This is a genomic window from Stutzerimonas stutzeri, assembly GCF_000590475.1.
In the GTDB taxonomy this organism is placed as follows: domain Bacteria; phylum Pseudomonadota; class Gammaproteobacteria; order Pseudomonadales; family Pseudomonadaceae; genus Stutzerimonas; species Stutzerimonas stutzeri_D.
Genome location: NZ_CP007441.1, coordinates 4,229,070 through 4,252,623, shown reverse-complemented (window position 1 = coordinate 4,252,623; position 23,554 = coordinate 4,229,070). Strand labels below are relative to the sequence as shown.

At 60.5% G+C, this 23,554-nt stretch carries 13 protein-coding genes and 1 pseudogene; 9 read left to right on the top strand and 5 right to left on the bottom strand.

Features of this window, described 5'->3' with window-relative positions; translation table 11 throughout:
• Window positions 1-53 precede the first annotated feature (53 nt).
• From CH92_RS19295 to CH92_RS19280, 4 genes are read left to right on the top strand one after another with little or no spacing between them, the layout of a single operon-like run.
• Window positions 54-920: a CheR family methyltransferase gene (locus CH92_RS19295; protein ID WP_025243400.1), complete on the top strand. Its 867-nt coding sequence runs from the start codon at window positions 54-56 to the stop codon at window positions 918-920.
• An 11-nt stretch (window positions 921-931) separates the two neighbouring features.
• A complete protein-coding gene (locus tag CH92_RS19290) occupies window positions 932-8,182 on the top strand; it encodes an Hpt domain-containing protein (protein ID WP_025243399.1) in 7,251 nt (2,416 codons plus the stop codon).
• A complete protein-coding gene (locus CH92_RS19285) occupies window positions 8,175-9,227 on the top strand; it encodes a chemotaxis protein CheB (RefSeq protein ID WP_025243398.1) in 1,053 nt (350 codons plus the stop codon). Before CH92_RS19290 ends, CH92_RS19285 begins: the two co-directional genes overlap by 8 nt.
• Window positions 9,224-9,694 carry a chemotaxis protein CheW gene (locus CH92_RS19280; protein ID WP_025243397.1) on the top strand — a complete coding sequence of 157 codons (471 nt, stop codon included), beginning with the start codon at window positions 9,224-9,226 and terminating at the stop codon, window positions 9,692-9,694. The genes CH92_RS19285 and CH92_RS19280 overlap by 4 nt, the downstream gene beginning before the upstream one ends.
• Window positions 9,695-9,759: 65 nt before the next feature.
• Here the strand turns inward: CH92_RS19280 and CH92_RS19275 are convergent, their stop codons facing one another.
• Window positions 9,760-10,488, bottom strand: coding sequence for a 16S rRNA (uracil(1498)-N(3))-methyltransferase (locus tag CH92_RS19275; protein ID WP_025243396.1), 729 nt, complete (start codon window positions 10,486-10,488; stop codon window positions 9,760-9,762).
• A 79-nt stretch (window positions 10,489-10,567) separates the two neighbouring features.
• A complete protein-coding gene (locus CH92_RS19270; protein ID WP_025243395.1) occupies window positions 10,568-11,974 on the bottom strand; it encodes an adenosylmethionine--8-amino-7-oxononanoate transaminase in 1,407 nt (468 codons plus the stop codon).
• A 165-nt stretch (window positions 11,975-12,139) separates the two neighbouring features.
• Here CH92_RS19270 and CH92_RS19265 point away from each other — a divergent pair, with 165 nt between their 5' ends.
• The 5 genes from CH92_RS19265 to adeC all read left to right on the top strand — a co-directional run bounded on the left by CH92_RS19265 (window position 12,140) and on the right by adeC (window position 19,271).
• Complete coding sequence (locus CH92_RS19265) at window positions 12,140-12,694, top strand: cytochrome b (protein ID WP_025243394.1); 555 nt, start codon at window positions 12,140-12,142, stop codon at window positions 12,692-12,694.
• Between the two features lie 46 nt (window positions 12,695-12,740).
• Entirely contained in the window at window positions 12,741-13,316 is a 576-nt protein-coding gene (locus tag CH92_RS19260) for a YceI family protein (protein ID WP_025243393.1), read from the top strand.
• Between the two features lie 214 nt (window positions 13,317-13,530).
• Window positions 13,531-14,703 (top strand): efflux RND transporter periplasmic adaptor subunit, encoded by a 1,173-nt coding sequence (locus CH92_RS19255; RefSeq protein WP_025243392.1) that lies wholly within the window; start codon window positions 13,531-13,533, stop codon window positions 14,701-14,703.
• Between the two features lie 6 nt (window positions 14,704-14,709).
• Window positions 14,710-17,844 carry an efflux RND transporter permease subunit gene (locus CH92_RS19250; protein WP_025243391.1) on the top strand — a complete coding sequence of 1,045 codons (3,135 nt, stop codon included), beginning with the start codon at window positions 14,710-14,712 and terminating at the stop codon, window positions 17,842-17,844.
• Window positions 17,841-19,271 carry an AdeC/AdeK/OprM family multidrug efflux complex outer membrane factor gene (gene adeC, locus CH92_RS19245; protein WP_025243390.1) on the top strand — a complete coding sequence of 477 codons (1,431 nt, stop codon included), beginning with the start codon at window positions 17,841-17,843 and terminating at the stop codon, window positions 19,269-19,271. Before CH92_RS19250 ends, adeC begins: the two co-directional genes overlap by 4 nt.
• Before the next feature lie 93 nt (window positions 19,272-19,364).
• Here the strand turns inward: adeC and CH92_RS19240 are convergent.
• The 3 genes and pseudogenes from CH92_RS19240 to ahcY form a co-directional block, all read right to left on the bottom strand.
• Window positions 19,365-20,956, bottom strand: a pseudogene (locus tag CH92_RS19240) (DEAD/DEAH box helicase).
• 236 nt (window positions 20,957-21,192) lie between these two features.
• Window positions 21,193-22,044, bottom strand: coding sequence for a methylenetetrahydrofolate reductase [NAD(P)H] (metF, locus tag CH92_RS19235; RefSeq protein ID WP_025243389.1), 852 nt, complete (start codon window positions 22,042-22,044; stop codon window positions 21,193-21,195).
• A gap of 81 nt (window positions 22,045-22,125) precedes the next feature.
• A complete protein-coding gene (gene ahcY / locus CH92_RS19230) occupies window positions 22,126-23,535 on the bottom strand; it encodes an adenosylhomocysteinase (protein ID WP_025243388.1) in 1,410 nt (469 codons plus the stop codon).
• Window positions 23,536-23,554: the final 19 nt, after the last annotated feature.

Below are 23,554 nucleotides of genomic sequence, written 5' to 3'. Positions count from 1 at the left end.
AGCACGGCGGCCGGCCATGGCTGCTGTGAAAGTTCATGAGTAAGGGGCAGGACATGCAGCCAAGCGTTGACTGGTCACTGAGACCCTTGGCTGATATGTCGTCAGCTGAGTTTCGTGACTGGCAGGTCTTGCTCGAAGAGCGCTCCGGCCTCGTAGTGACCGAGCAGCGGAGAGTGTTCCTGCAGGCCAACCTGAGCAGCCGCATGCGCGAAGTCGGAGCGGCTGATTATGCCAGTTATTACCATCAGGTTACCGACGGCCCACGCGGCGCGGTGGAGTGGTCGACCCTGATGGACCGCCTGACGGTTCAGGAAACCCGTTTCTTCCGTCATCCGCCTTCTTTTTCAATGCTTGCTGATTACATACAGCAGCGTCACGACTCGCGCGACGCTGTGCTGCCCTGGTCGCTGTGGAGTGTGGGTTGTGCAAGCGGTGAGGAAACATACTCAGTGGCGATCTGTGCTGCTGAGGCGCTGAAGCGTATAGGTGGCGAGGCGCAATATGGAGTAATAGGCACGGATATCAGCTTGAGCGCATTGAGCCGGTCTAGAGATGGCCTCTACAGCCGTCGTCGGCTCGATCAATTGGATCCCGACCTGCGCGAACGATATTTCCAGGCAATGCCTGATGACCGTTTCCAAGTAATACCCAGCCTGGCAGCTCGCGTGTGTTTTGCCAGACTTAATGTGCTGGAACTGGCTGGTGCGCCAATGTCCGATATGGACGTCATTTTTTGTCAGAATCTGTTGATTTACTTCCGTCGCTGGCGCCGCCGCGAAATCCTCAATCGTCTGGTCGAACGCCTGGCGCCGGGGGGATTGCTGGTTATCGGCGCGGGCGAGGTAGTCGGCTGGCGGCATCCGGAGCTAGTGCCGGTAGCCGATAGTCAGGTTCTGGCCTTTACCCGGAAAAGTTTATGAGCGGAGTCGCTATGGGTGATCGGCATGATTATGTCGCCCTGGAGTGGGTGAAAGGCGAGATTGCCGAAACGTTGAAGCAGGCGCGGCAAGCCTTGGAAGCATTCGTCGAAAACCCGCAAGACTCGACGCGGATGCGCTTCTGCCTGACCTATGTGCATCAGGTGCATGGCACCCTGCAGATGGTGGAATTTTATGGCGCTGCACTGCTTGCCGAGGAAATGGAGCAGCTCGCTCGTGCGTTGCTGGACGAGCGCGTCGCCAGTCAGACCGAAGCGCTTGAAGTGCTCATGCAGGCGATTCTGCAAATGCCGGTCTATCTGGATCGCATACAGAGCGCTCGTCGCGATCTGCCAATGGTCGTGCTGCCGCTGCTCAATGATCTACGCGCCGCGCGCGGCGAGAAACTGCTATCGGAAACCAGCCTGTTTTCACCCAATATGTCCGCTCGGGCGCCGGCTCTTTCAGAGGAGTTTCTGGCTCAGCGGCAAACTGAGGATTTGCCGGGGCTGCTTCGCAAGCTACGGCAGATGCTGCAGGTCGCGCTGGTCGGTGTCATCCGCAATCAGGACCTGCCCACCAATCTGGGTTATATGGCACGGGTCTTCGCTCGCCTGGAAATGCTCTGCCGAGATGCACCGCTGGGTGCGTTGTGGCAGATCGCATCGGGCGTCGTCGAGGGGCTCGCCAGTGGGGCGGTCGCCAACGGCACCACGGTTCGGAACCTGCTGCGCCAGGTCGACAAGGAGCTCAAGCGTCTCGTTGCGCAAGGCGCCGACGGTATCAACCAGCCGGCACCAGATGAGCTGACCAAGAATCTGCTCTTTTACATCGCCAAGGCGCCCACGGAGTCGCCACGCATCAAGGCTTTGAAGGCTGAATACAGCCTGGACGATGCGCTGCCCGACAGTACCCTGGTCGATGAAGAACGCGCCCAGCTGGCAGGCCCGGATCGCGGTGCGATGCGTTCGGTGGTGGCAGCGTTGTGCGAAGAGCTGGTTAGGGTCAAGGACAGCCTGGATCTGTTCGTACGCAGCGACCGCTTGGTCTTGACCGAGCTGGGGGCCCTGCAGCCGCCGCTCAAGCAGATTGCCGATACGCTTGCAGTATTGGGATTCGGTCAGCCACGCCGGATCATTTTGGATCAGATCGGTGTGGTCGAAGCGTTGGCGCAAGGGCAACAGAAGCCCGACGACGCGGCGCTGATGGATGTAGCGGGTGCGTTGCTATATGTCGAGGCGACCTTGGCTGGCATGGTTGGCGGCACGTCTGACGAGCGAGGAGAAGAGAGCCACCTACCTACTACCGATGTCGCGCAAATTCACCGCCTGGTTATTCGCGAGGCGCGTACTGGGCTCGAGCAGGCCAAAGATGCGATCATCGAATTCATCGCCTCTCAGTGGAATCACCAGCATCTGGCGCGCGTACCGGAGCTTTTGACCCAGTCGCGTGGTGGGTTGGCAATGGTTCCGCTTGCTCGCGCGGCGGCGTTGCTGGATGCCTGCAACCGCTACATTCAGGAACAGCTCCTAGCCAAGCAGGCTATCCCCGACTGGCAGAGCCTGGATACCTTGGCCGATGCCATCACCAGCGTCGAATATTACCTCGAGCGGCTCAGCGAAGACTGCGGCTCGCAGGGCGACCTGATTCTTGATGTTGCCGAAGAAAGCCTGCAAGCCTTGGGCTACCCGCTACGTGAGCAACCGTCGACGTACGAGCGTGATCCTATCGCTCTTGAGGCGAATCTCGAGCTGTCCGATCCGCTGGACGAAATCGAGGTGTTGCTTCCGGAGCCCGCTCCGGAGCTCTTGAATGGCGAGCCGCTTGAGCAGGCTACTGCCGCCCAACCAGATAACATTTCGGCTGTTGAGTTGACGCCTGTCGATACCGATTTGGCTATCGATTGGGCTGCCGAGGGCGAGGGCTTTAATGTCGGCGATATAGTTGAGTCTGACGCATCCGACTGGCCGGGTGAGACCAACGATCTTGTGGACTCTACACTTTCGCCGCCCAGCGTTACCGAGCCAGACGACCATCTGGTGGGGGCTGACGAGCAGGCCGATGATTCGCTCGGTGACACAGCGGCATGGAGCGAGGCCGACATGGCCGAGTTCGATATGCCGGAGGTAGAGCTGCCGGAGTTGATGGAACAGCCTGTTGCCGCTGAGCCGGTGATGAGCATGGAAGACGTAATGGCTGCGCCGACCGTCTCGATCAATCCGCCGGCCCTGCATGTTCCTCCAAGTTTGCTGCCGCCGCCTGAAGGCGAGGAGCCGGTCGATGAGGACCTACTCGAGGTATTCATCGAGGAAGCGGCTGAGGTCCTCGAAACAATCGGCGAGTATCTGCCACGGTGGTGCGCCGACGCCACGGATAAGAACGCGCTCGGTGAAGTGCGAAGAGCCTTTCATACGCTCAAGGGTAGTGGACGCATGGTCCGCGCGCTGATCATCGGTGAGCTCGCCTGGTCTGTCGAAAACCTGCTCAACCGTGTCCTCGACCGTAGCATTGATGCGAGCGAACCGGTCAAGAAACTGGTGACCGATGTCGTCGCGCTGATGCCAGCATTGGTCGAAGAGTTTGCTGCCAAGGCGCAACGGCAGCGTGACGATGTCGATCGATTGGCCGCCAACGCCCACGCGCTGGCCAAAGGACAGCCCACCGATCCGGATCCGCAGGGTGGCGTTGCGCTTGACGAGCCCGTGCAGGAACCGGTTGTTGAGGATGTGCTGGACCCCCAGCTGCTCGAGATCTTCCGCAACGAGGCGGAATCCCATCTCACCACGCTGGTCGATTTTCTTGCTGATTGCGCGCAACGCCTTCCGCAGCGGGTTACCGACGCCTTGCAGCGGGCCCTGCATACGCTTAAGGGCAGTGCACATATGGCCGGGATTCTGCCGGTTGCGGAGATCGCCACTCCGTTGGAAAAAATGGTCAAGGAGTTCAAGGCCAATCTGATACCGATGGATATGGCTGAGGCGGAGCTGCTACATGATGCAGAGCAACTGCTGCGTTGCGGACTAGGCAACCTCGAGCATGACCCGCTTGCACCCATCGACGGGGCCGATGAATTCATCGCGCAAGTCCATGCGCTGCATCAGGCTCGGCTGGCGGATGCCAGCGAGCGTGGCGACAACGAAGCGGGTGAGCCGCGCGATCCTGGCATGATTGCGCTGTTTCTGTCGGAAGGCATGAACATCCTGCTGGACGCCGAAGATCTTCTGCGAAGCTGGCGCGAGCACCCTGCCGAACGCCAGGAGCTGAGCGCGCTGCTGGAAGAGTTGACGACGCTCGGGCTCGGTGCGCAGATGGCCGATCTGCCGCAGATCGATGCGTTGTGCCAGGTCCTACTCAACCTCTATGCGGTTGTACAGGACGGCCGCCTTCCAGTCAGTGCGCGCTTCTTCGATGACGCCGAGCAAGGTCATGAGGCGTTGGTCGGCATGATGGATCAGGTTGCTGCCGGTCTGCAGGTGGCCGGACAACCCGAGCTGGTGGCCCGTCTCGAAGAGCTCTTGGCTGAGGCGATCGATACGCACGCATACGAGCTACCGACCGGCGATACACAGCCAGAGCTCTCTATTCCGGCAGTTGCGATTGATGGCTTGACCGAGGGTCCTATCGAAGCCGAAGCCGAAGCCGAAGCCGAAGCCGAAGCCGAAGCCGAAGCTTGGCCAGTCGAGTCTCAATCGGAGCAGGGCGAGCTGGATGAGGAAATGGTCGAGATTTTTCTCGACGAAGCTGTCGACCTGCTTGAAAGCGCTGGCGGAGCGCTGGAGCGCTGGCTGGGAGATCCCGCCAATCAACTGGCACTCTCGGCCCTGCTACGTGACCTGCATACGCTCAAAGGCGGTGCGAGAATGGCCGAAATTCGGCCGATCGGCGATTTGGCGCATGAACTCGAAACCCTTTATGAGGGGCTTTCAGACGGTCGCTATGTGCATACCAACGATCTCGCCAAGCTGCTACATCGCAGTCACGATCAGCTTGCGGTTCAGCTGGAACAGCTCCAGGCGCAAAAGCCAATGGATGCTGCCACGAAGCTCATCGAGCACATCAAGGCCTATCGGCAAGGTGTCACGCCAACATTCGAAAGTGCTGTTTCCAGCCCTAATGAAACGCTAGTTATTGATGAGGATGCGCAGGGGAAGGAGCCTCTCGCCGATGCGCCGGAGTCACTGGCATCAACGGGCCAGCTCGAACAAGCACTGATCGCGCAAGGTGCCGAGGAGAACCAGGCCGAGGCTGAGACGGCAGCGCCATCCGACAGAGATTCCGCTCAAGCCGAAGACGAGGCGGTACCGGACGATGCTTGCTCCATCGAGCCGGAAGCGCCGGGAGAAGATGCGCCGCCGTTCGCAGCAGAAGCTGAGGTCGAAGAGCTCGAAGCATTCGAGGTGCCGGAACCTACACCGATGACGGAACCCGCCAGGGCTGAAACCGACAGTTTCGAGCACCGCGATCCCGAATTGGTCGAAATCTTTCTAGAGGAAGGTTTCGACATCATCGAACGCGCTGGCGCATCGCTACAGCGTTGGATGGAAGACGTCGGCAACAGTTTTGAAATCGAAGCGCTACAGCGCGATCTGCATACGCTTAAAGGCGGCGCGCGGATGGCGGACATCCGGGAGATCGGTGATCTAGCGCATGAGCTTGAATACCTGTACGAGGGGCTGTGCGCCGGCAATTATCGATCGAGCCCGGCACTGTTCAGATTGCTGCAGACTTGCCATGATCGGCTCGCGGCAATGCTCGATGCGGTGCGCGTCAACGGTGAGCTGCCGAGTGGGCAGGATCTGATTGCGACCATTCGACGGTTTCGATCGAATCCCGAAGAGCAATTGAGTATGCCCAGCAGCGTCGCCTTGAAGGCGGCTCAGGACGCTGCCCAGGACGCCGCCGAAGCGGAAATTCTAGACATTTTCGTCGAAGAGGCGGATGACCTGCTGGAAGAGATGGATGCCGCACTGGGGCGGTGGGAAGCCACCCGCGATAGCGCGGCCCCGTTGGTCGACATGATGCGTGTGCTGCACACGTTGAAGGGCGGCGCGCGGTTGGCGGCGCAAAATCGCTTGGGCGATATGGCGCATGACCTCGAACAACGCCTCAGCGAGACGCAACTGCAGGGTGGGCCTTGGGCGGACAGCCTGTTTCTGGATGTACAGGGCGGCTACGACGCTTTGCTCAAGGAAGTCGAAACGATGCGCTCGCGCTTGGCGAGCGAGCCTGAGGCCATTGCCGCCGAGCAGGCGCAGGACAGCCAGGATGATGATCAGCCCGACTCGTCCGTCATCGTGCTCGAAACGCCTATCGTGGCCGCCAGTGTCCAGGCGCCGACCGACAATACGCCTGCCAAAGTCCTGCCGTTCATCCGTCGCGCCGAGCAGGCTGCATTGGATGCTGCCTCCCGCCGGGCGCCGCAGGAACTGGTGAAAGTACCAGCCGACCTTCTGGAGGGATTGGTCAATCTGGCGGGTGAAACCTCGATTTTCCGGGGGCGTGTCGAGCAGCAGGTTAGCGACGTCGGTTTCACGTTGGGCGAGATGGAAGCCACCATCGAACGCGTACGTGACCAGCTGCGGCGACTGGATACCGAAACCCAGGCACAAATTCTCAGTCGCTATCAGGCCGAAGCGGAGCGTGCCGGATATGACGATTTCGATCCGTTGGAAATGGATCGCCATTCGCAGCTTCAGCAACTTTCTCGCGCACTGTTCGAGTCTGCCTCCGACCTGTTGGATTTGAAGGAAACCTTGGCCGCTCGTAATCGTGACGCCGAAACGCTGCTGTTGCAGCAGGCACGGGTCAATACTGAGCTCCAGGAAGGCCTCATGCGCACACGCATGGTTCCCTTCGACCGGCTTGTGCCGCGCTTGCGCCGGATTGTGCGCCAGGTAGCGGGTGAGCTGGGCAAACAGGTCGAGTTTCATGTCGGCAACGCAACGGGTGAGATGGACCGCAGTGTGCTCGAACGTATCGTCGCGCCGCTGGAACACATGCTCCGCAATGCCGTGGATCACGGTATTGAAATCGCCGCCAAGCGTGCGGCCGCGGGCAAACCGGAACAGGGCAACATTCGTCTGGATCTGAGCCGCGAAGGTGGGGATATCGTTCTGGCATTGAGCGATGACGGCGCGGGCATCAACCTCGAGGCCGTTCGTCGCAAGGCGATCGAACGCGGTCTGATGCTTCCCGGCAGCGATCTGACGGATCACGAGATTCTGCAATTTATTCTCGAGGCAGGTTTTTCCACTGCCGAGAAGGTGACCCAGATATCCGGCCGCGGTGTCGGCATGGATGTGGTGCACTCTGAGGTCAAGCAGCTCGGCGGCTCCATGAGCATCGAATCGACGCTTGGCAGCGGTACGCGCTTTCTGATCCGCCTGCCGTTTACCGTGTCGGTCAACCGGGCACTGATGGTTTATTCCGGCGAGGATCTCTATGCGATTCCGCTGAACACCATCGAAGGTATCGTGCGGGTATCGCCTTACGAGCTGGAAGCCTATTACCAGCCAGGCGCTTCACGTTTCGAATATGCAGGGCAGACCTACGAGTTGCGCTATCTCGGCGAGCTTCTGAACAACGGCCAACGGCCCAAGCTGGTCGGTCAGAGCTTGCCTTTGCCGGTGATCCTGGTGCGCTCGAACGAGCACAGTGTGGCAGTGCAGGTCGATAGCCTAGCCGGTTCCCGCGAAATCGTGGTGAAGAGCCTGGGCCCGCAGTTTGCCACCGTACCGGGAATTTCCGGTGCGACCATTCTGGGTGACGGTCGAGTAGTGGTGATTCTCGACCTCCTCGCGACCATCCGTGTATTGCATGCGCATCTGCTCACGCAGCAGCAACCGTTGCGGCTGCTCGGCGAAGACGAACCGGTCGAGATCGAAGTCGATCGGCCGACTTTGGTCATGGTAGTGGACGATTCGGTTACCGTGCGTAAGGTCACCAGCCGTCTGCTCGAACGTAACGGCATGAATGTATTGACGGCGAAGGATGGTGTCGACGCGATCACTCAACTGCAGGAGCGCAAGCCGGACATCATGCTGCTGGACATCGAAATGCCACGCATGGACGGTTTCGAAGTAGCGACCCTGGTGCGTCACGATGACCATCTGAAGGATCTGCCTATCATCATGATCACCTCGCGAACCGGCGAGAAGCACAGGGATCGGGCAATGGCCATCGGTGTGAATCAGTACCTCGGCAAACCGTATCAGGAGTCGTTGCTGCTCGAGACCATTCAGCAATTGGTCAAGCGCCATGACTGAGGTCGCTGCGGCCCGCATTGGCGTGATCGCTGACACCTCACTGCAACGGCATGTGCTGCAGCAGGCGTTGAGCGCCAATGGCTACAAAGTGGTGCTCAACAGTGATCCGGCGCGGCTACAGGAAGCAGACCTGATGGCTGTGGACGCCGATCTATGGCTTGTTGATCTGGCCCAGACGGAAGATTCGCCATTGGTCAATGCGCTGCTGGAACGAGACAGTTGTCCGGTACTCTTCGGCGAGGGGCACGCCCCGGAACGTCATTCCGAACACTATCCGCGCTGGGAGCGGCGCTTGTTTAGCAAGCTGAAGCGGCTTGTCGGTGATCCGTCCCGGGTCGTTGGCCCACGTCTGGAAGTGCTGCGCGGACAGGCGGAACGCCCCGCACGCCTGGAGCTGCCCGGCGCACTGGCAAATGCCGAGTCGCTCGCCGGAGAACCTGCTCGTGACGTCTGGTTACTGGCGGCTTCGCTGGGAGGGCCCGAGGCGGTGAAGGCCTTTCTCGACACATTGCCGAGTGGTTTGCCGCTTGGGTTTATATATGCTCAACACATCGAGGCCAGTTTCGAGTCGGCACTGTCGCAAGTAGTGGGGCGACACAGCCAATGGAGCGTCAATCAGAGTCGAGAAAACGACTCCATTCGCTGCGGTGAGGTCGTGGTGGCGCCCATCAGTCAGGAAATGAGTTTCGGCAAGGACGGTTCCATGCTGTTCAACGCTCGCGGCTGGCCAGAGCCCTACAGCCCGTCCATCGATCAGATGATGCTTAATCTAGCGCAGCAGTTTGGCAGCCGCTGTGGCGTTATTGCCTTCAGCGGTATGGGCAGCGATGGCAGCGCGGCGGCCGCCTATGTGCTGCGTCAGGGGGGGAGGGTCTGGACTCAGCGTGCCGATTCCTGCGTCTGCTCGAGCATGCCGGACAGCTTACGCGAAGGCGGCTACAGCTCCTTCAGCGGCGATCCGCGCGAACTGGCCCAAGCCCTGGTCAATCACTTTGCGCAACAGGTCAATGAACCCGTTGCGGCTCTGCAACTGGATAACCCATGAGTCAATCCGCTATTACCCAAGAAACTTCCGCCAGCATCACCGGATTGTTGGTGCCGCTGGCTGACCGTACGCTGCTACTGCCCAACGTTGCCGTCGCCGAGTTGATTCCCTACCGCGCGGCCCAGTCAGCCCAGGGCACCCCATCCTGGTTTCTCGGTCAGGTTTCCTGGCGAGACCTGACCTTGCCGCTGCTGTCATTCGAGGCGGCGTCCGACGGCCAGCCTGAAGTAGGCACCCAGGCGCGGGTGGCGGTGCTCAATGCCCTGGGTGGGCGCGACCATGTGAAATTCATTGCATTGCTGGTGCAGGGCATTCCTCGCTCGGTGAAGGTTGATTCGAGCCTGGCGCATTCAGACGTGACGCTGGCGCCCCTGGAACTTGACGCGGTCAACCTGGGCGACGTGCAAGCGCGAATTCCGGACCTGAATGCGCTGGAGCAAAAGCTGGCGGATGCGGGCCTGATCTGACGGGTCAGCCACACATTCCGCTAGGCGGGCGGTCGGTGGTTAAACCGCGACCGATGCCAGCATCGTCAGACGTCGGTCTGGAAATCGCCCCATAGCTGTTGTGCCACACTCAAGGCCACCACGGGTGCGGTCTCGGTACGTAAGACTCGTGGTCCAAGACGGGCCGGTTGAAACCCGGCGCTATGTGCCTGTTCGACCTCCGCATCATTCAGCCCACCTTCGGGGCCGATCAGAAATGCCAGCGTAGCGGGCCGTTGATGTGCCGTCAGCGGTTCGGCCAGCGGGTGCAGAACCAGTTTCAGATCCGCCTCCACTGCTAGCCATTCCTGCAGCGACATCGGCGGATGGATGGTCGGGATCACCGAGCGTCCGCACTGCTCGCAGGCGCTTATGACGATCTGGCGCCAGTGGGCTAGGCGTTTGTCGGCTCTTTCGTCTTTCAGGCGAACTTCGCAACGCTCGCTGACGATTGGCGTTATCTCCGTGGCGCCCAGTTCCGTCGCCTTCTGAATGGCCCAATCCATTCGTTCGCCGCGCGACAGGCCTTGGCCAAGATGAATTTTTAGCGTCGGTTCGGGCATGCCTGCCAGCTGCTCGCGCAGTTCGACTTTCACTTGCTTCTTGCCTGCCTCGATCAGTTCGCCCCGGTATTCCTGACCGCTGCCATCGAACAGTTGCACCACCGCGCCGGTTGATAGCCGCAAGACTCGGCTGATGTAATGAGCCGAGGCTTCCGGCAGATTTTGCGTGCCAAGCGAGAGTGGTGCGTCGATGAAAAACCGGGATATGCGCATCGGAAAAGCTACGGTCGAAAGTTGAAGCCGCAGTCTATAGCGTTAGCTGCGGGCTCAGAAGCCCGCGCTGCGCCCCGTGCTAACCCGGATCGCGAAACTCCTTTGGCGCACCCGGAGCGACTGGGACGCTGACAGCCGTGCGCGTCGCGATATCGATGCCTTCGGTGGCCACTTCGGCGAGAAAGTCGATCTGCTCTTCGGTGATGGTGTAGGGCGGTAGGAAATACACCACACTGCCCAGCGGCCGTAACAGTGCGCCGCGTTGCAGCGCATGCTGGTAGACCTTCAGACCGCGACGTTCCTGCCAGGGGTAGGCGGTCTTGCTGGCCTTGTCCTGCACCATCTCGATCGCAACTGCCATTCCGGTCTGCCGGACCTCGGCGACGTTGGGGTGATCGGCCAAATGAGCAGTGGCGCTGGCCATGCGAGCGGCCAGGGCTTTGTTCGCCTCGAGGACGCCGTCCTGCTCGAAAATATCCAGGGTCGCCAGCGCCGCGGCACAGGCCAATGGATTGCCGGTATAGGTGTGTGAATGGAGAAAGGCGCGCAAAGTCGAGTAGTCGTCGTAGAACGCCTGATACAGCTTGTCGGTCGTCAGTACCGCGGCCATTGGCAAGTAACCGCCGGTGAGCGCCTTGGACAGGCAGAGAAAATCCGGCGCGATGCCCGCCTGCTCGCAAGCGAACATGGTTCCGGTTCGGCCGAAACCGACCGCGATTTCATCGTGGATCAGGTGCACATCGTAGCGATCGCAGGCCTCGCGCAGCAGTTTGAGGTAGACCGGGTGATACATGCGCATGCCGCCGGCACCCTGAATGAGCGGCTCGACGATCACTGCCGCGATTTGCGCATGGTGCTCGGCCAGGGTCCGCTCCATATGGGCGAACATGTTGCGCGAGTGCTCTTCCCAGCCCATGCCCTCAGGACGCAGATAGCAGTCCGGGCTGGGGACCTTGAAGGTATCCAGCAGCAGCGGCTTATAGGTGTCTGTAAAAAGTGCCACATCGCCTACCGACATGGCCGCCACGGTTTCGCCGTGATAACTGTTGGTCAGCGTGACGAAGCGCTGTTTGTTCGGCTGACCACTGTTGCGCCAGTAGTGAAAGCTCATCTTCAGCGCGACCTCAATGCCGGTCGAGCCGTTGTCGGTATAGAAGACCCGCTCGAGGCCCGCAGGGGTGATCCGCACCAGGCGTTCGGATAGTTCGACCACCGGCTGATGACTGAAGCCGGCAAGCATCACATGTTCGAGTTGGTCGAGTTGATCTTTGATGCGTTGATTGATGCGCGGGTTGGCGTGACCGAATACATTGACCCACCAGGAGCTGACCGCATCCAGGTAACGCTTGCCATCGAAATCCTCGAGCCAGACGCCTTCGCCACGCCGTATGGGGATAAGCGGAAGCTGTTCGTGATCTTTCATCTGGGTGCACGGATGCCAGAGTACGGAAAGGTCACGCTGCATCCAGCTGTCGTTCAGGTTCATCTTGGCTCCTTGGCATTGGCGTCGGCGCAGCCTAGCAGAAACCGGACGATGGCTCTGACGCGGAGCATCTATCTGCTTGCCCGATAATTTGAAACGAAAAATGCGAGTCATTTCGATCTGTAAGCCGTTAGGCTAATCGTCCTGTTCCTCTATCGAGACGCAACCATGCAATGGCGCAATTCGCCTAACAACTACGGACTGGTGAGTATCACCATGCATTGGCTCATGGCGGTTGCGGTGTTCGGCCTGTTCGCGCTGGGCTACTGGATGGTCGGTCTGAACTACTACAGCAGCTGGTATCACACCGCCCCTGATATCCACAAAAGCGTTGGCCTCGTGCTGCTGGCGCTGATGATCTTCAGAGTCATCTGGCGGTTCAGCAATCGCGGTCCGGGGCCATTGCCCGGGCATTCTTCTCTGGTGCGCCGGGCCACCAAGGCAGGTCATGGTCTGCTGTATCTCGGCCTGTTCGCGGTAATGATCTCCGGTTACCTGATTTCTACCGCAGAAGGCCGCGGGATCGAGGTGTTCGGCTGGTTCGAGATCCCGGCGCTGGTCACCTCGATTCCTGACCAGGAAGACGTGGCCGGCGTGGTGCATCAGTACCTCGCCTGGGCCCTGGTGATTCTTTCCGGGCTGCATGCACTGGCGGCATTGAAACATCATTTCATCGACCGCGATCCGACGCTCGATCGCATGCTCGGCCGCGCCGATGCGTGACGACCCGCTAGACCACCTTCGGATCACTTTTAAAAAGGAGCGACCCATGTTGAAAAAAACCCTCACAGCACTTGCCCTGAGTTCGATAATCCTCGCTGGCCCGGCGACCGCCGCCGATTATGTGATCGACACGAAAGACCAGCACGCCTTCGTCAATTTCAAGATCAGCCATCTCGGCTACAGCTGGCTCTGGGGCAGCTTCAAGGAATTCGACGGCGGCTTCAGCTTCGATGCCGACAAGCCCGAGGCCAGCAAGGTCAAGGTCAGCCTGCAGACTGCCAGCGTCGATACCAACAATGCCGAGCGCGATAAGCATTTGCGCAGCGAGGACTTCCTCAACGTGTCGGAGCATCCGGACGCGACCTTCGAGTCGACCTCGGTCAAGCCCACCGGTGAAGGCACCGCAGACATCGCCGGCAACCTGACGCTCAATGGTGTGACCAAGCCGGTGGTAATTGCCGCCAAGTTCATCGGTGAGGGCAAGGATCCATGGGGCGGCTATCGCGCAGGCTTCGAAGGCACAACGACACTCAAGCTGAAGGATTTCGATATCAAGATGGACCTGGGGCCAGCCTCCCAGACAGTCGACCTGATCATCTCGGTCGAGGGCGTGCGTCAGTAAGCGCGCTCCGTTCAACCGACGCCGGCGAAAGCCGGCGTTCTGCTGTCTGCGCAGCCGATGCGCAATCTGCCCAGGCTCGTTGCGATAGAGCGTTGCAACTCGATCAGCTGTTTACAAACAGTTGTGCATGTAAGTATATTCCTTCTCATTCTGCCATCCGAATTTTCCCAAGCTGTCCGCGCTTCGGGACTGTCTGTTCAATGAGGTCGCCTTCATGTCAATCAAACCAGCCAATGCTGCTCTGGTCCCCTTTCTCGTTGTTGCAGTTTTGCTCGGCGGCTGTCGCGACGATCAGGCCGAAGGGGCAGCAGCGGCCGCGCCCGAGGAGAAGCCGCAGGTTGGCATCGTGACCCTGAAAGCTGAGCCGTTTGCATTGACTACCGAGCTACCGGGCCGCACCACGGCCTACCGTGTTGCCGAGGTTCGTCCGCAGGTCAATGGGATCATTCAGAAGCGCTTGTTTACCGAAGGCAGTGAAGTGAAGAAGGGGCAGCAGCTCTATCGGATCGATTCGTCGGTCTACGAGGCCACGTTGAAAAGTGCCGAGGCACAGCTAGCCTCGGCCAAGTCGCTGGCCGATCGTTATGGGCTGCTGGTCAAAGAGCAGGCGGTGAGCCAGCAGGCCTACGACGAGGCCCGGGCGGCGTCGCTGCAGGCTCAGGCCGAGCTCGAACGGGCGAAGATCGATGTCCGTTACACCAAGGTGCTTGCGCCCATCTCCGGTCGTATTGGCCGCTCTGCAGTGACCGAAGGGGCACTGGTCAGCAATGGCCAGACGCAGGAACTGGCAACTATTCAGCAGTTCGATCCGATCTATGTCGATGTGACCCAGCCGGTGCAGGACCTGATCGCGTTGCGCGGTGATCTGGAAAGTGGTCGGCTGCAGCAGGCCGGCGACAACGCTGCCAAAGCCCGACTGATATTGCCGGGCGGCTCCGAGTACGGTCATGAGGGTACGCTCGAAGTGTCTGAGGTAGCCGTGGACGAAGGCACCGGCTCGGTCACCCTGCGCGCCGTGTTCCCGAACCCGGACAAGAACCTGCTGCCGGGTATGTTCGTCCACGCGCGGCTGTTGGCCGGCGTTCGCCAGGAGGCCTTGCTGGTGCCGCAACAGGGCGTCACCCGCAATGCTCGCGGCGAGCCGACAGCGATGGTGGTTGGTCCGGATAACAAGGTCGAACTGCGCCAGATCAAGACGGAGCGCGCAGTGGGCAACCGCTGGCTGGTCAGCGACGGCTTGCAACCCGGCGACCGGGTCATCACCGAAGGGCTGCAGTTCATTCGCCCGGGCGCCGAGGTCGATCCACGCCCGGCCGGTAATGTCCAGCAGGGCGGGCCGGCCAGTGATCAGGCTGGCGCAGCGCCGGCCGCTGGCCAAGGGGAATAACCGAACATGTCCAAATTCTTTATCGATCGGCCGATCTTCGCCTGGGTTATCGCCCTGGTGCTGATGCTCGCCGGTACGCTGGCGATTCTCAATCTGCCGGTCAATCAGTATCCCAGTATCGCACCGCCCAACGTGGCGATCTCGGTCAACTACCCGGGCGCTTCGGCGCAAACGGTTCAAGATACCGTCGTCCAGGTCATCGAGCAGCAGCTCAACGGCCTAGATGGGCTGCGCTACATCTTCTCGGAGAGCAACTCCGACGGTAGCATGACCATCAACGTAACGTTCGAGCAGGGCACCAATCCCGATATCGCCCAGGTACAGGTGCAGAACAAGCTGCAGCTGGCTACCCCTTTGCTGCCGCAGCAGGTCCAGCAGCAGGGCATCCGCGTATCCAAATCGGCGCGCAACTTCCTGATGGTGGTCGCGCTGGTGTCCAAGGACGGCCAGCAGAGCAACTACGATCTGGCCAACTACATCGTGGCCAACATCCAGGATCCGATTTCCCGTACACAGGGTGTTGGTGACTTTCAAGTGTTCGGCGCTCAATACGCCATGCGCATCTGGCTTGATCCTGCCAAGTTGCAGCAATATCAGCTGACCGCTGTTGATGTCCGCTCGGCGATACAGGAGCAGAACGTCCAGGTATCGTCCGGCCAACTCGGTGGTCTGCCCGCGCTGGAAACCCAGCAGCTCAACGCCACCATCATCGGCAAGACGCGTCTGGAAACACCTGAGCAGTTCCGCAAGATCCTGTTGAAGGTCAACGCAGACGGCTCTCAGGTGCGCCTACGCGACGTCGCCAAAGTCGAGCTCGGCGCGGAGAGCTATGCGATTCGCGCCGAATACAACGGTCAGCCTGCCGCAGGCCTGGGCATTCGCCTGGCCGCCGGTGGCAACGCGCTGGACACCGCCAACGCGGTGCGCGAGACCATATCCGAGCTGGAACCCTTCTTTCCGCCGGGCGTCGAGGTGGTTTACCCGTACGACACCACGCCAGTGATCTCGGCCTCGATCGAAGGTGTGGTGCACACGCTGGTCGAAGCCTTCGTGCTGGTCTTTCTGGTGATGTTCCTGTTCCTGCAGAATCTGCGGGCTACGCTGATTCCGACATTGGCCGTACCGGTGGTGATCCTCGGCACTTTCGCGATCCTGCTGACGTTCGGCTACAGCATTAACACACTCACCATGTTCGCCATGATTCTGGCTATCGGTCTGCTGGTGGACGATGCCATCGTGGTGGTGGAGAACGTCGAGCGGGTGATGCGCGAGGAGGGGCTCTCCGCCAAAGAGGCGACGCGCAAGTCCATGGGGCAGATCCAGGGCGCGCTCGTGGGGATCGGCGTGGTGCTTTCAGCCGTGTTACTGCCGATGGCCTTCTTCGGTGGCTCCACCGGGGTGATCTACCGCCAGTTCTCCATCACCATCGTCTCGGCCATGGTGCTGTCGGTGCTGGTCGCGCTGATTTTCACGCCGGCGTTGTGCGCCACTATCCTCAAGCCGCACGACGGTGACCACGAAGGCAAGCGCGGCTTCTTCGGCTGGTTCAACCGCACCTTCGACCGTGGCACCCGTCGCTACGAAAGCGGCGTGGCTGCTTTGTTGCGGCGCAAGGCGCCTTACTTGTTGATGTATCTGCTCATCGTTGGCGTGATGGTCTGGATGTTTACCCGCATTCCCACCGCGTTCCTGCCTGAGGAAGACCAGGGCGTGCTATTCGCCCAGGTGCAGACGCCAGCCGGCTCGTCCGCCAGCCGCACCCAGGAGGTGGTTGAGCAGATGCGCGACTACCTGTTGAAAGAGGAAAGCGAGACGGTACGTTCGGTGTTCACCATTACCGGCTTCAACTTCGCCGGTCGCGGCCAGAGCTCTGGCATGGCCTTCATCATGCTCAAGCCATGGGAGGAGCGCACCGAATCCGGGCAGGGTGTGTTCGACCTGGCCCAACGAGCCCAGGGGTATTTCTTCAGCCTGCGCGACGCCATGGTGTTCGCCTTCGCACCGCCAGCGGTGATGGAGCTGGGCAATGCGACCGGTTTCGACGTTTATCTGCAGGATCAGGCCGGGCTCGGTCACGAGGCCCTGACCCAAGCGCGTGATAAGTTCATGGAGCTGGCGGGTCAGGATCCGACGCTAACCGGGGTTCGCTTCAATGGCCTGCGGGACGAGCCGCAGTACCACCTGATCATCGACGATGAAAAGGCGCGTGCTCATGGTGTATCGCTCGCAACGATCAACGACTCGCTGTCCATCGCTTGGGGTTCGAGCTACGTCAACGACTTCATCGACCGCGGGCGCGTCAAGCGCGTTTACATGCAGGGCGAGCCCTCCTCGCGGATGAATCCTGAGGACCTTGGCAAGTGGTATGTGCGCAACGATGCCGGCGAGATGGTGCCGTTCACTGCCTTTGCCACCGGCGAATGGACCTACGGGCCACCCAAGCTGACGCGCTTCAATGGCGTGCCGGCGATGGAGATTCTCGGCTCTGCCGCCCCGGGCTACAGCTCCGGCGAGGCGATGGCCGCAGTCGAACGGATCGCCGAGCAATTGCCCACCGGCATTGGCTACTCCTGGACAGGCCAGTCCTATGAGGAGCGCCTGTCCGGATCGCAGGCGCCGGCCCTGTATGCTCTGTCGCTGCTGGTGGTGTTCCTCGCGCTCGCGGCGCTATACGAGAGCTGGGCGATTCCGTTCTCGGTCATGCTGGTCGTGCCGCTGGGTATCGTCGGCGCACTGGCGTTCACCATGGGGCGTGGGCTGTCTAATGACGTCTTCTTCCAGGTGGGGCTGCTGACTACCATTGGTTTGTCGGCGCGTAACGCGATCCTGATCGTCGAATTCGCCAAAACGCTGCATGAGCAGGGCATGACATTGGTCGACGCGGCAATCGAAGCCTGCCGCATACGTCTGCGGCCTATCGTGATGACCTCGCTCGCGTTCATGCTCGGTGTGCTTCCGCTGGCGATTTCCAGCGGCGCGGGCGCGGGTAGTAAGCATGCAATTGGTACTGGCGTGATCGGCGGCATGCTCAGCGCCATGTTGTTGGCCATATTCTGGGTACCGCTGTTCTATGTTGTGGTGTCTTCGCTGAGTGGGCGCAGAAAAAAGGTCGCTGATGAACCGAGGGGAGATTCGCAATGAACAAGTCGGTAATGACCCTGGCACTGATGACCGCGTTGAGCGGCTGCTCCCTGATTCCCGAGTACCAGCGTCCTGATGCTCCCACGGCGGCCAACTGGCCGGAGGGCGAAGCCTATGAGGGCGTTGTCAGCGCGGCTCAGGGGCAACAGAAGCTGGACTGGGAAGCATTCTTCCGCGACCCGGCACTGCGCCAACTGATTGGTGTGGCGTTGGAAAATAACCGCGACCTGCGTGTCGCGGCGCTTAACGTCGATGCCTATCGTGCGCTGTATCGCATCCAGCGAGCCGACCTGCTGCCAATCGTGAGCGCTGACGGTACTGGCAGTCGCACACGGACGCCAGGCGACCTCAATCAGACCGGACAGAGCACGATAAGCAGTCAATACAGTGCAACGCTCGGGGTGTCTTGGGAACTGGACTTGTTTGGTCGTCTCGGCAGTCTGCGTGAGCAAGCGTTGCAGGAATACTTCGCCACCGAAGCGGCGCAGCGCAGCACGCAGATCAGCCTGATCGCTAGCGTTGCAAACGCCTGGCTGACGTTACAGGCCGATCAGGCCCTGCTGCAGGTCAGCCGCGACACATTGAAAACCTACGAGCAAAGCCTCGGTTTGACGCAACACAGCTTCGATGTGGGCGTCGCCTCGGCGCTCGATCTGAGCCAGGCGCGCAGCGCCGTGGATACGGCGCGGGTCCGCATCGAACAGTACACACGCCAGGTGGCGCAGGATCGCAATGCGCTGACGTTGCTGCTCGGACAGAGCATCCCTCCCGGTAACCTGCCGGCTCCCGGCGAATTGCAGCGCGAGCAACTGGCAGCGTTGCCTGTCGGTCTGCCGTCTGACCTGCTGCACAAACGACCGGACATCATTCAGGCGGAGTATCGGCTCAAGGCGGCCAATGCCAATATCGGCGCGGCCCGAGCGGCGTTCTTCCCGAGCATCAGCCTGACCGGCGCGGCGGGCACGGCAAGCAGCGAACTGTCTGGCTTGTTCGGCGGCGGCTCTCGTTATTGGAATTTCTCGCCAAGCATCAGTGTGCCGATCTTCAATGCCGGACAACTGCGCGCCAACCTCGACTACGCTGAAATCAGCCGCAACATCCAGGTAGCGCAATACGAGACGGCTATTCAGACCGCCTTTCGCGAGGTGGCCGATGGTCTGGCTGCCCAGGCCACCTATACGCGTCAGGTGCAGGCGCAGCGCGACCTGCTCGATACCAGCGAAGACTACTTCCGCTTAGCGGAGCGACGCTACCGAACCGGTGTGGATAGCTACCTGACGCTGCTTGACGCCCAGCGCCAGCTGTTCGAAGTGCAGCAGCAGTACATCACTGATCGCCTGGCGCAGATGGTCAGTGAGGTCAATCTGTTCAAGGCGCTGGGTGGCGGCTGGGACGAGCAAGCAGAGCCTATTCCCGGCGAAGGCTGACTGTCGTCGGGGCGCATCCGCCACGCCTGCACTGCAGGCGCACCAATAAAAACGCCGCCCGGAGGGCGGCGTTTTTATTTAGGCATTTCCCGCTCAGCGATTGCGGGTCAGCAAGGCTGGTTTCTCACCGCGAGGTTTCGTCGGTAGCTGGTCCAGTTGGTCAGCGCTGGGTAGCCGATCGAGCTTCGACTCCTTGCGGATGATCACTGGCTGCTTTTCCTTCGGCTTCGCAACGACGTCCTGGCGAGCGCCGCCGTCATTATCGATCCGGCGACCCTCGTTCTTGCGCCGTGGTTGGCTACCGCGCGATTGCCCCTGCCGTTTGCCTTTGCCCTGGCTGGCACCGGCACCGGCACCACCTGGAGAGGCTCCAGCACCGCGCGGTCCAGCCTGTTCCGTCCACGGCGGTTGCGCTCGCGCTCTTTCGGCTCGCCGCTCGGCTCCGTCGCCTTGGCAGCGCGTGGCTTGCGCTCGCTGTTGCGGGCGGGACGCGGCTGACGTGGCTCGCGTACTTCGGGCTTCTCGGCCTCAATGGTGCTGGCGTCGAAGCCCATCAGATCGCCGTCTGGAATCTTCTGCTTGGTCATCCGTTCGATGCCCTTGAGCAGTTTCTCCTCGTCGGGCGCCACCAGTGAAATCGCCTCGCCACTACGACCGGCGCGACCGGTACGGCCGATACGGTGTACGTAGTCTTCCTCGACGTTGGGCAACTCGAAGTTGACCACATGAGGCAGCTGATCGATATCCAGGCCGCGCGCGGCGATATCGGTAGCGACCAGAATCCGCACCTGGTTGGCCTTGAAGTCGGCCAGGGCCTTGGTGCGGGCGTTCTGGCTCTTGTTGCCATGAATCGCGACCGCCGGCAAACCATGCTTGTCGAGGTATTCGGCGAGACGGTTGGCGCCATGCTTGGTGCGGGTGAACACCAGCACCTGTTCCCAGGCACCCTGGGTGATCAGATGGGCCAGCAGGGCGCGTTTGTGCGAAGCCGCCAGGCGGAACACCCGTTGTTCGATGCGCTCGACCGTGGTGTTTGGCGGTGTAACCTGAATCTTTTCCGGCTCGTGCAGCAGTTTGCTGGCGAGGTCGGTGATGTCTTTGGAAAAGGTCGCCGAGAACAGCAGGTTCTGGCGTTTGGTCGGCAGCTTGGCCAACACCTTCTTGACGTCGTGAATGAAGCCCATGTCGAGCATGCGGTCGGCTTCATCGAGGACCAGGATTTCCACGTGGGATAAATCGATGGCCTTCTGGTTGGTCAGGTCGAGCAGGCGGCCGGGGCAGGCGACCAGAATGTCGACGCCCTTGGCCAGCGCTTGAACTTGTGGGTTCATGCCGACGCCACCGAAGATCACCGCGCTTTTCAGCGGCAGATCGCGGGCGTAGACCTTGAAGCTGTCGTGAACCTGGGCAGCGAGCTCCCGGGTGGGCGTCAGCACCAGCACGCGCGGTTGGCGCGGACCATGACGGTGTTCCCGGTCGGGATGGCCGCCCGGGAAGAGAATTTCCAGTACGGGAAGTGCGAAACCACCGGTCTTGCCGGTGCCCGTCTGTGCAGCGACCATCAGGTCGCGTCCTTGCAACACGGCGGGAATGGCCCGCTGTTGCACCGGTGTAGGCTGGGTGTAACCGGCAGCCTCGACGGCACCGGCCAAAGCCTCGGAGAGACCGAGGGAAGCAAAGGACATGAGTAATCCTGTCTTGTATAGGGCGATGCCCTGGGATGGTCATGCCTGGCTCGAATCGCGACTGGCGTGCGATCCCGTCCGGTCCTGCCGCATCTCGACGATGACGACATCCGGGCGTAAGCCTGGCGGAAGCACGGAGTATAACAGAGCCTGTTAACACCGCATTGGTAGGACAGTGTGGCAGTTCGCAGGTTCATTGACCAGCTCCCTGTTTTTCCAGGGAGCTGTTCGATGGCTCAGCGGACCAACTTTAGGTTGTCCCAGATGGCCAAGCTAGGCTCGGCCTGGTTCAGCGTGTAGAAGTGCAAGCCCGGTGCGCCGCCAGCCAGCAACTTTTCGCACATTTCGGTAATTACCTGTTCACCGAACGTCTGAATGCTTTCAATGTCATCGCCGTAGGATTCCAACTGCTTGCGCACCCAGCGCGGAATTTCAGCGCCACAGGCGTCAGAGAAACGCGCTAGCTTGCTGTAGTTGGTGATCGGCATGATGCCAGGGATGATCGGCGTTTCCACACCCAGCTTGCGCACGCGCTCGACGAAGTAGAAGTAGCAGTCGGCGTTGAAAAAATACTGGGTAATGGCACTGTCAGCGCCGGCCTTGGCCTTGCGCACGAAATTGGCCAGGTCACTCTCGAAATTACGCGCCTGCGGATGCATTTCCGGGTACGCGGCAATTTCGATATGGAAGTGATCGCCGGTTTCGTTACGAATGAATTCCACCAGTTCGTTGGCGTAGCGCAGCTCGCCGCTGGCCATGCCCATGCCTGACGGCAGGTCTCCGCGCAGGGCGACGATGCGCTTGATGCCAGCGTCTTTATACAGGCCGATCAGCTCGCGCAGCTCTTGCTTGCTATCGCCTACACAGGAGAGGTGCGGTGCGGTGGGCACCTTCACTTCGCCGTCGAGTTGCAACACGGTGTTCAGGGTGCGATCGCGAGTCGAGCCACCTGCACCGTAAGTGCAAGAGAAGAAGTCCGGCTTGTATTCGGCCAGGCGCCTGGCGGTGGCCATGAGCTTTTCATGCCCTGCGTCGGTCTTGGTCGGGAAGAACTCGAAGCTGAAGTTACGGCTACGTGTGTGTGACATGACAGTTCCTTTGAGCGATCAGCCGCACCCACCCCCCGGGCGAAAAGGCTCGTCCGGGAAGTGGTGCAGCCGTGGCTTCGATTAGTAGCGGTAGCTATCCGGCTTGAACGGACCTTCGACTTCCACACCGATGTACTCGGCCTGGCTCGGGGTCAGGCGGGTGAGGACACCACCAAAGCCCTTGACCATTTCGGCTGCGACTTCCTCGTCGAGCTTCTTCGGCAGCACCATGACGGTGACGTTCTTGGTCTTCTCGGTGACCGGCAGGTCGGCGAACTTCTCGTTGAACAGGTGGATCTGCGCCAACACCTGGTTGGCGAAAGAGCCGTCCATGATCCGGCTCGGGTGGCCGGTGGCGTTGCCCAGATTCACGAGACGGCCTTCAGCCAAAAGGATCAGGTAGTCATCGTTGTTTGCATCGAAGCTGCCTGGGCCGGTGCGATGGATCTTGTGCACCTGCGGCTTGACCTCTTCCCACGCCCAATTTTTGCGTGTGAAGGCAGTGTCAATCTCGTTGTCGAAGTGACCAATATTGCACACCACGGCGCGCTTTTTCAGCGCCTTGAGCATGCCGGCATCACAGACGTTGGCGTTGCCGGTGGTGGTGACGATCAGATCGATCTTGCCCAATAGTGCGGTGTCGATGCAGCTGTCAGTGCCGTCGTTCAGGCCGTCCTTGTAGGGCGAAACCAGTTCGAAGCCGTCCATGCACGCTTGCATGGCGCAGATCGGGTCGACTTCCGACACCTTGACGATCATGCCTTCCTGACGCAGCGACTGCGCCGAGCCCTTGCCCACATCGCCATAGCCAATCACCAGCGCCTGCTTACCGGAGAGCAGGTGGTCGGTGGCGCGCTTGATGGCGTCGTTCAGGCTGTGACGGCAGCCGTACTTGTTGTCGTTCTTGCTCTTGGTGACCGAATCGTTGACGTTGATCGCCGGGATCTTCAGGGTGCCTTTCTTCAGCATGTCCTGCAGGCGATGTACGCCGGTGGTGGTTTCCTCGGTGACGCCATGCACGCGCTCGAGTACCTGCGGGTACTTGTCATGCAAGATCTGGGTCAGATCGCCGCCGTCGTCGAGGATCATGTTAGCGTTCCACGGCTGACCGTCCTTGAGGATGGTCTGCTCGATGCACCACTCGTACTCTTCCTCCGTTTCACCCTTCCAGGCGAACACCGGGATACCGGCGGCGGCGATCGCAGCGGCCGCCTGATCCTGAGTGGAGAAAATGTTGCAGCTGGACCAGCGTACTTCGGCACCTAGGGCGGTCAGCGTCTCGATCAGTACGGCGGTCTGGATGGTCATGTGGATGCAGCCGAGGATCTTCGCGCCTTTGAGCGGCTGCTCGCCGGAATATTTGTGGCGCAGGCCCATCAGGGCGGGCATTTCCGATTCGGCGATGATGATCTCGCGGCGACCCCAGTCAGCCAGGGAAATGTCGGCGACTTTGAAATCGTTGAAACCGGCAGGCGTCATGACAGCACTCATTGAAGAGTTCTCCATTCGT

Excerpts from the sequence above, each read along its gene's own strand:
- CH92_RS19295 (WP_025243400.1), top strand. The coding sequence starts at position 54 with ATGCAGCCAAGCGTTGACTGGTCACTGAGACCCTTGGCTGATATGTCG.
- CH92_RS19290 (WP_025243399.1), top strand. The coding sequence starts at position 932 with ATGGGTGATCGGCATGATTATGTCGCCCTGGAGTGGGTGAAAGGCGAG.
- CH92_RS19285 (WP_025243398.1), top strand. The coding sequence starts at position 8,175 with ATGACTGAGGTCGCTGCGGCCCGCATTGGCGTGATCGCTGACACCTCA.
- CH92_RS19280 (WP_025243397.1), top strand. The coding sequence starts at position 9,224 with ATGAGTCAATCCGCTATTACCCAAGAAACTTCCGCCAGCATCACCGGA.
- CH92_RS19275 (WP_025243396.1), bottom strand. The coding sequence starts at position 10,488 with ATGCGCATATCCCGGTTTTTCATCGACGCACCACTCTCGCTTGGCACG.
- CH92_RS19270 (WP_025243395.1), bottom strand. The coding sequence starts at position 11,974 with ATGAACCTGAACGACAGCTGGATGCAGCGTGACCTTTCCGTACTCTGG.
- CH92_RS19265 (WP_025243394.1), top strand. The coding sequence starts at position 12,140 with ATGCAATGGCGCAATTCGCCTAACAACTACGGACTGGTGAGTATCACC.
- CH92_RS19260 (WP_025243393.1), top strand. The coding sequence starts at position 12,741 with ATGTTGAAAAAAACCCTCACAGCACTTGCCCTGAGTTCGATAATCCTC.
- CH92_RS19255 (WP_025243392.1), top strand. The coding sequence starts at position 13,531 with ATGTCAATCAAACCAGCCAATGCTGCTCTGGTCCCCTTTCTCGTTGTT.
- CH92_RS19250 (WP_025243391.1), top strand. The coding sequence starts at position 14,710 with ATGTCCAAATTCTTTATCGATCGGCCGATCTTCGCCTGGGTTATCGCC.
- adeC (WP_025243390.1), top strand. The coding sequence starts at position 17,841 with ATGAACAAGTCGGTAATGACCCTGGCACTGATGACCGCGTTGAGCGGC.
- metF (WP_025243389.1), bottom strand. The coding sequence starts at position 22,044 with ATGTCACACACACGTAGCCGTAACTTCAGCTTCGAGTTCTTCCCGACC.
- ahcY (WP_025243388.1), bottom strand. The coding sequence starts at position 23,535 with ATGAGTGCTGTCATGACGCCTGCCGGTTTCAACGATTTCAAAGTCGCC.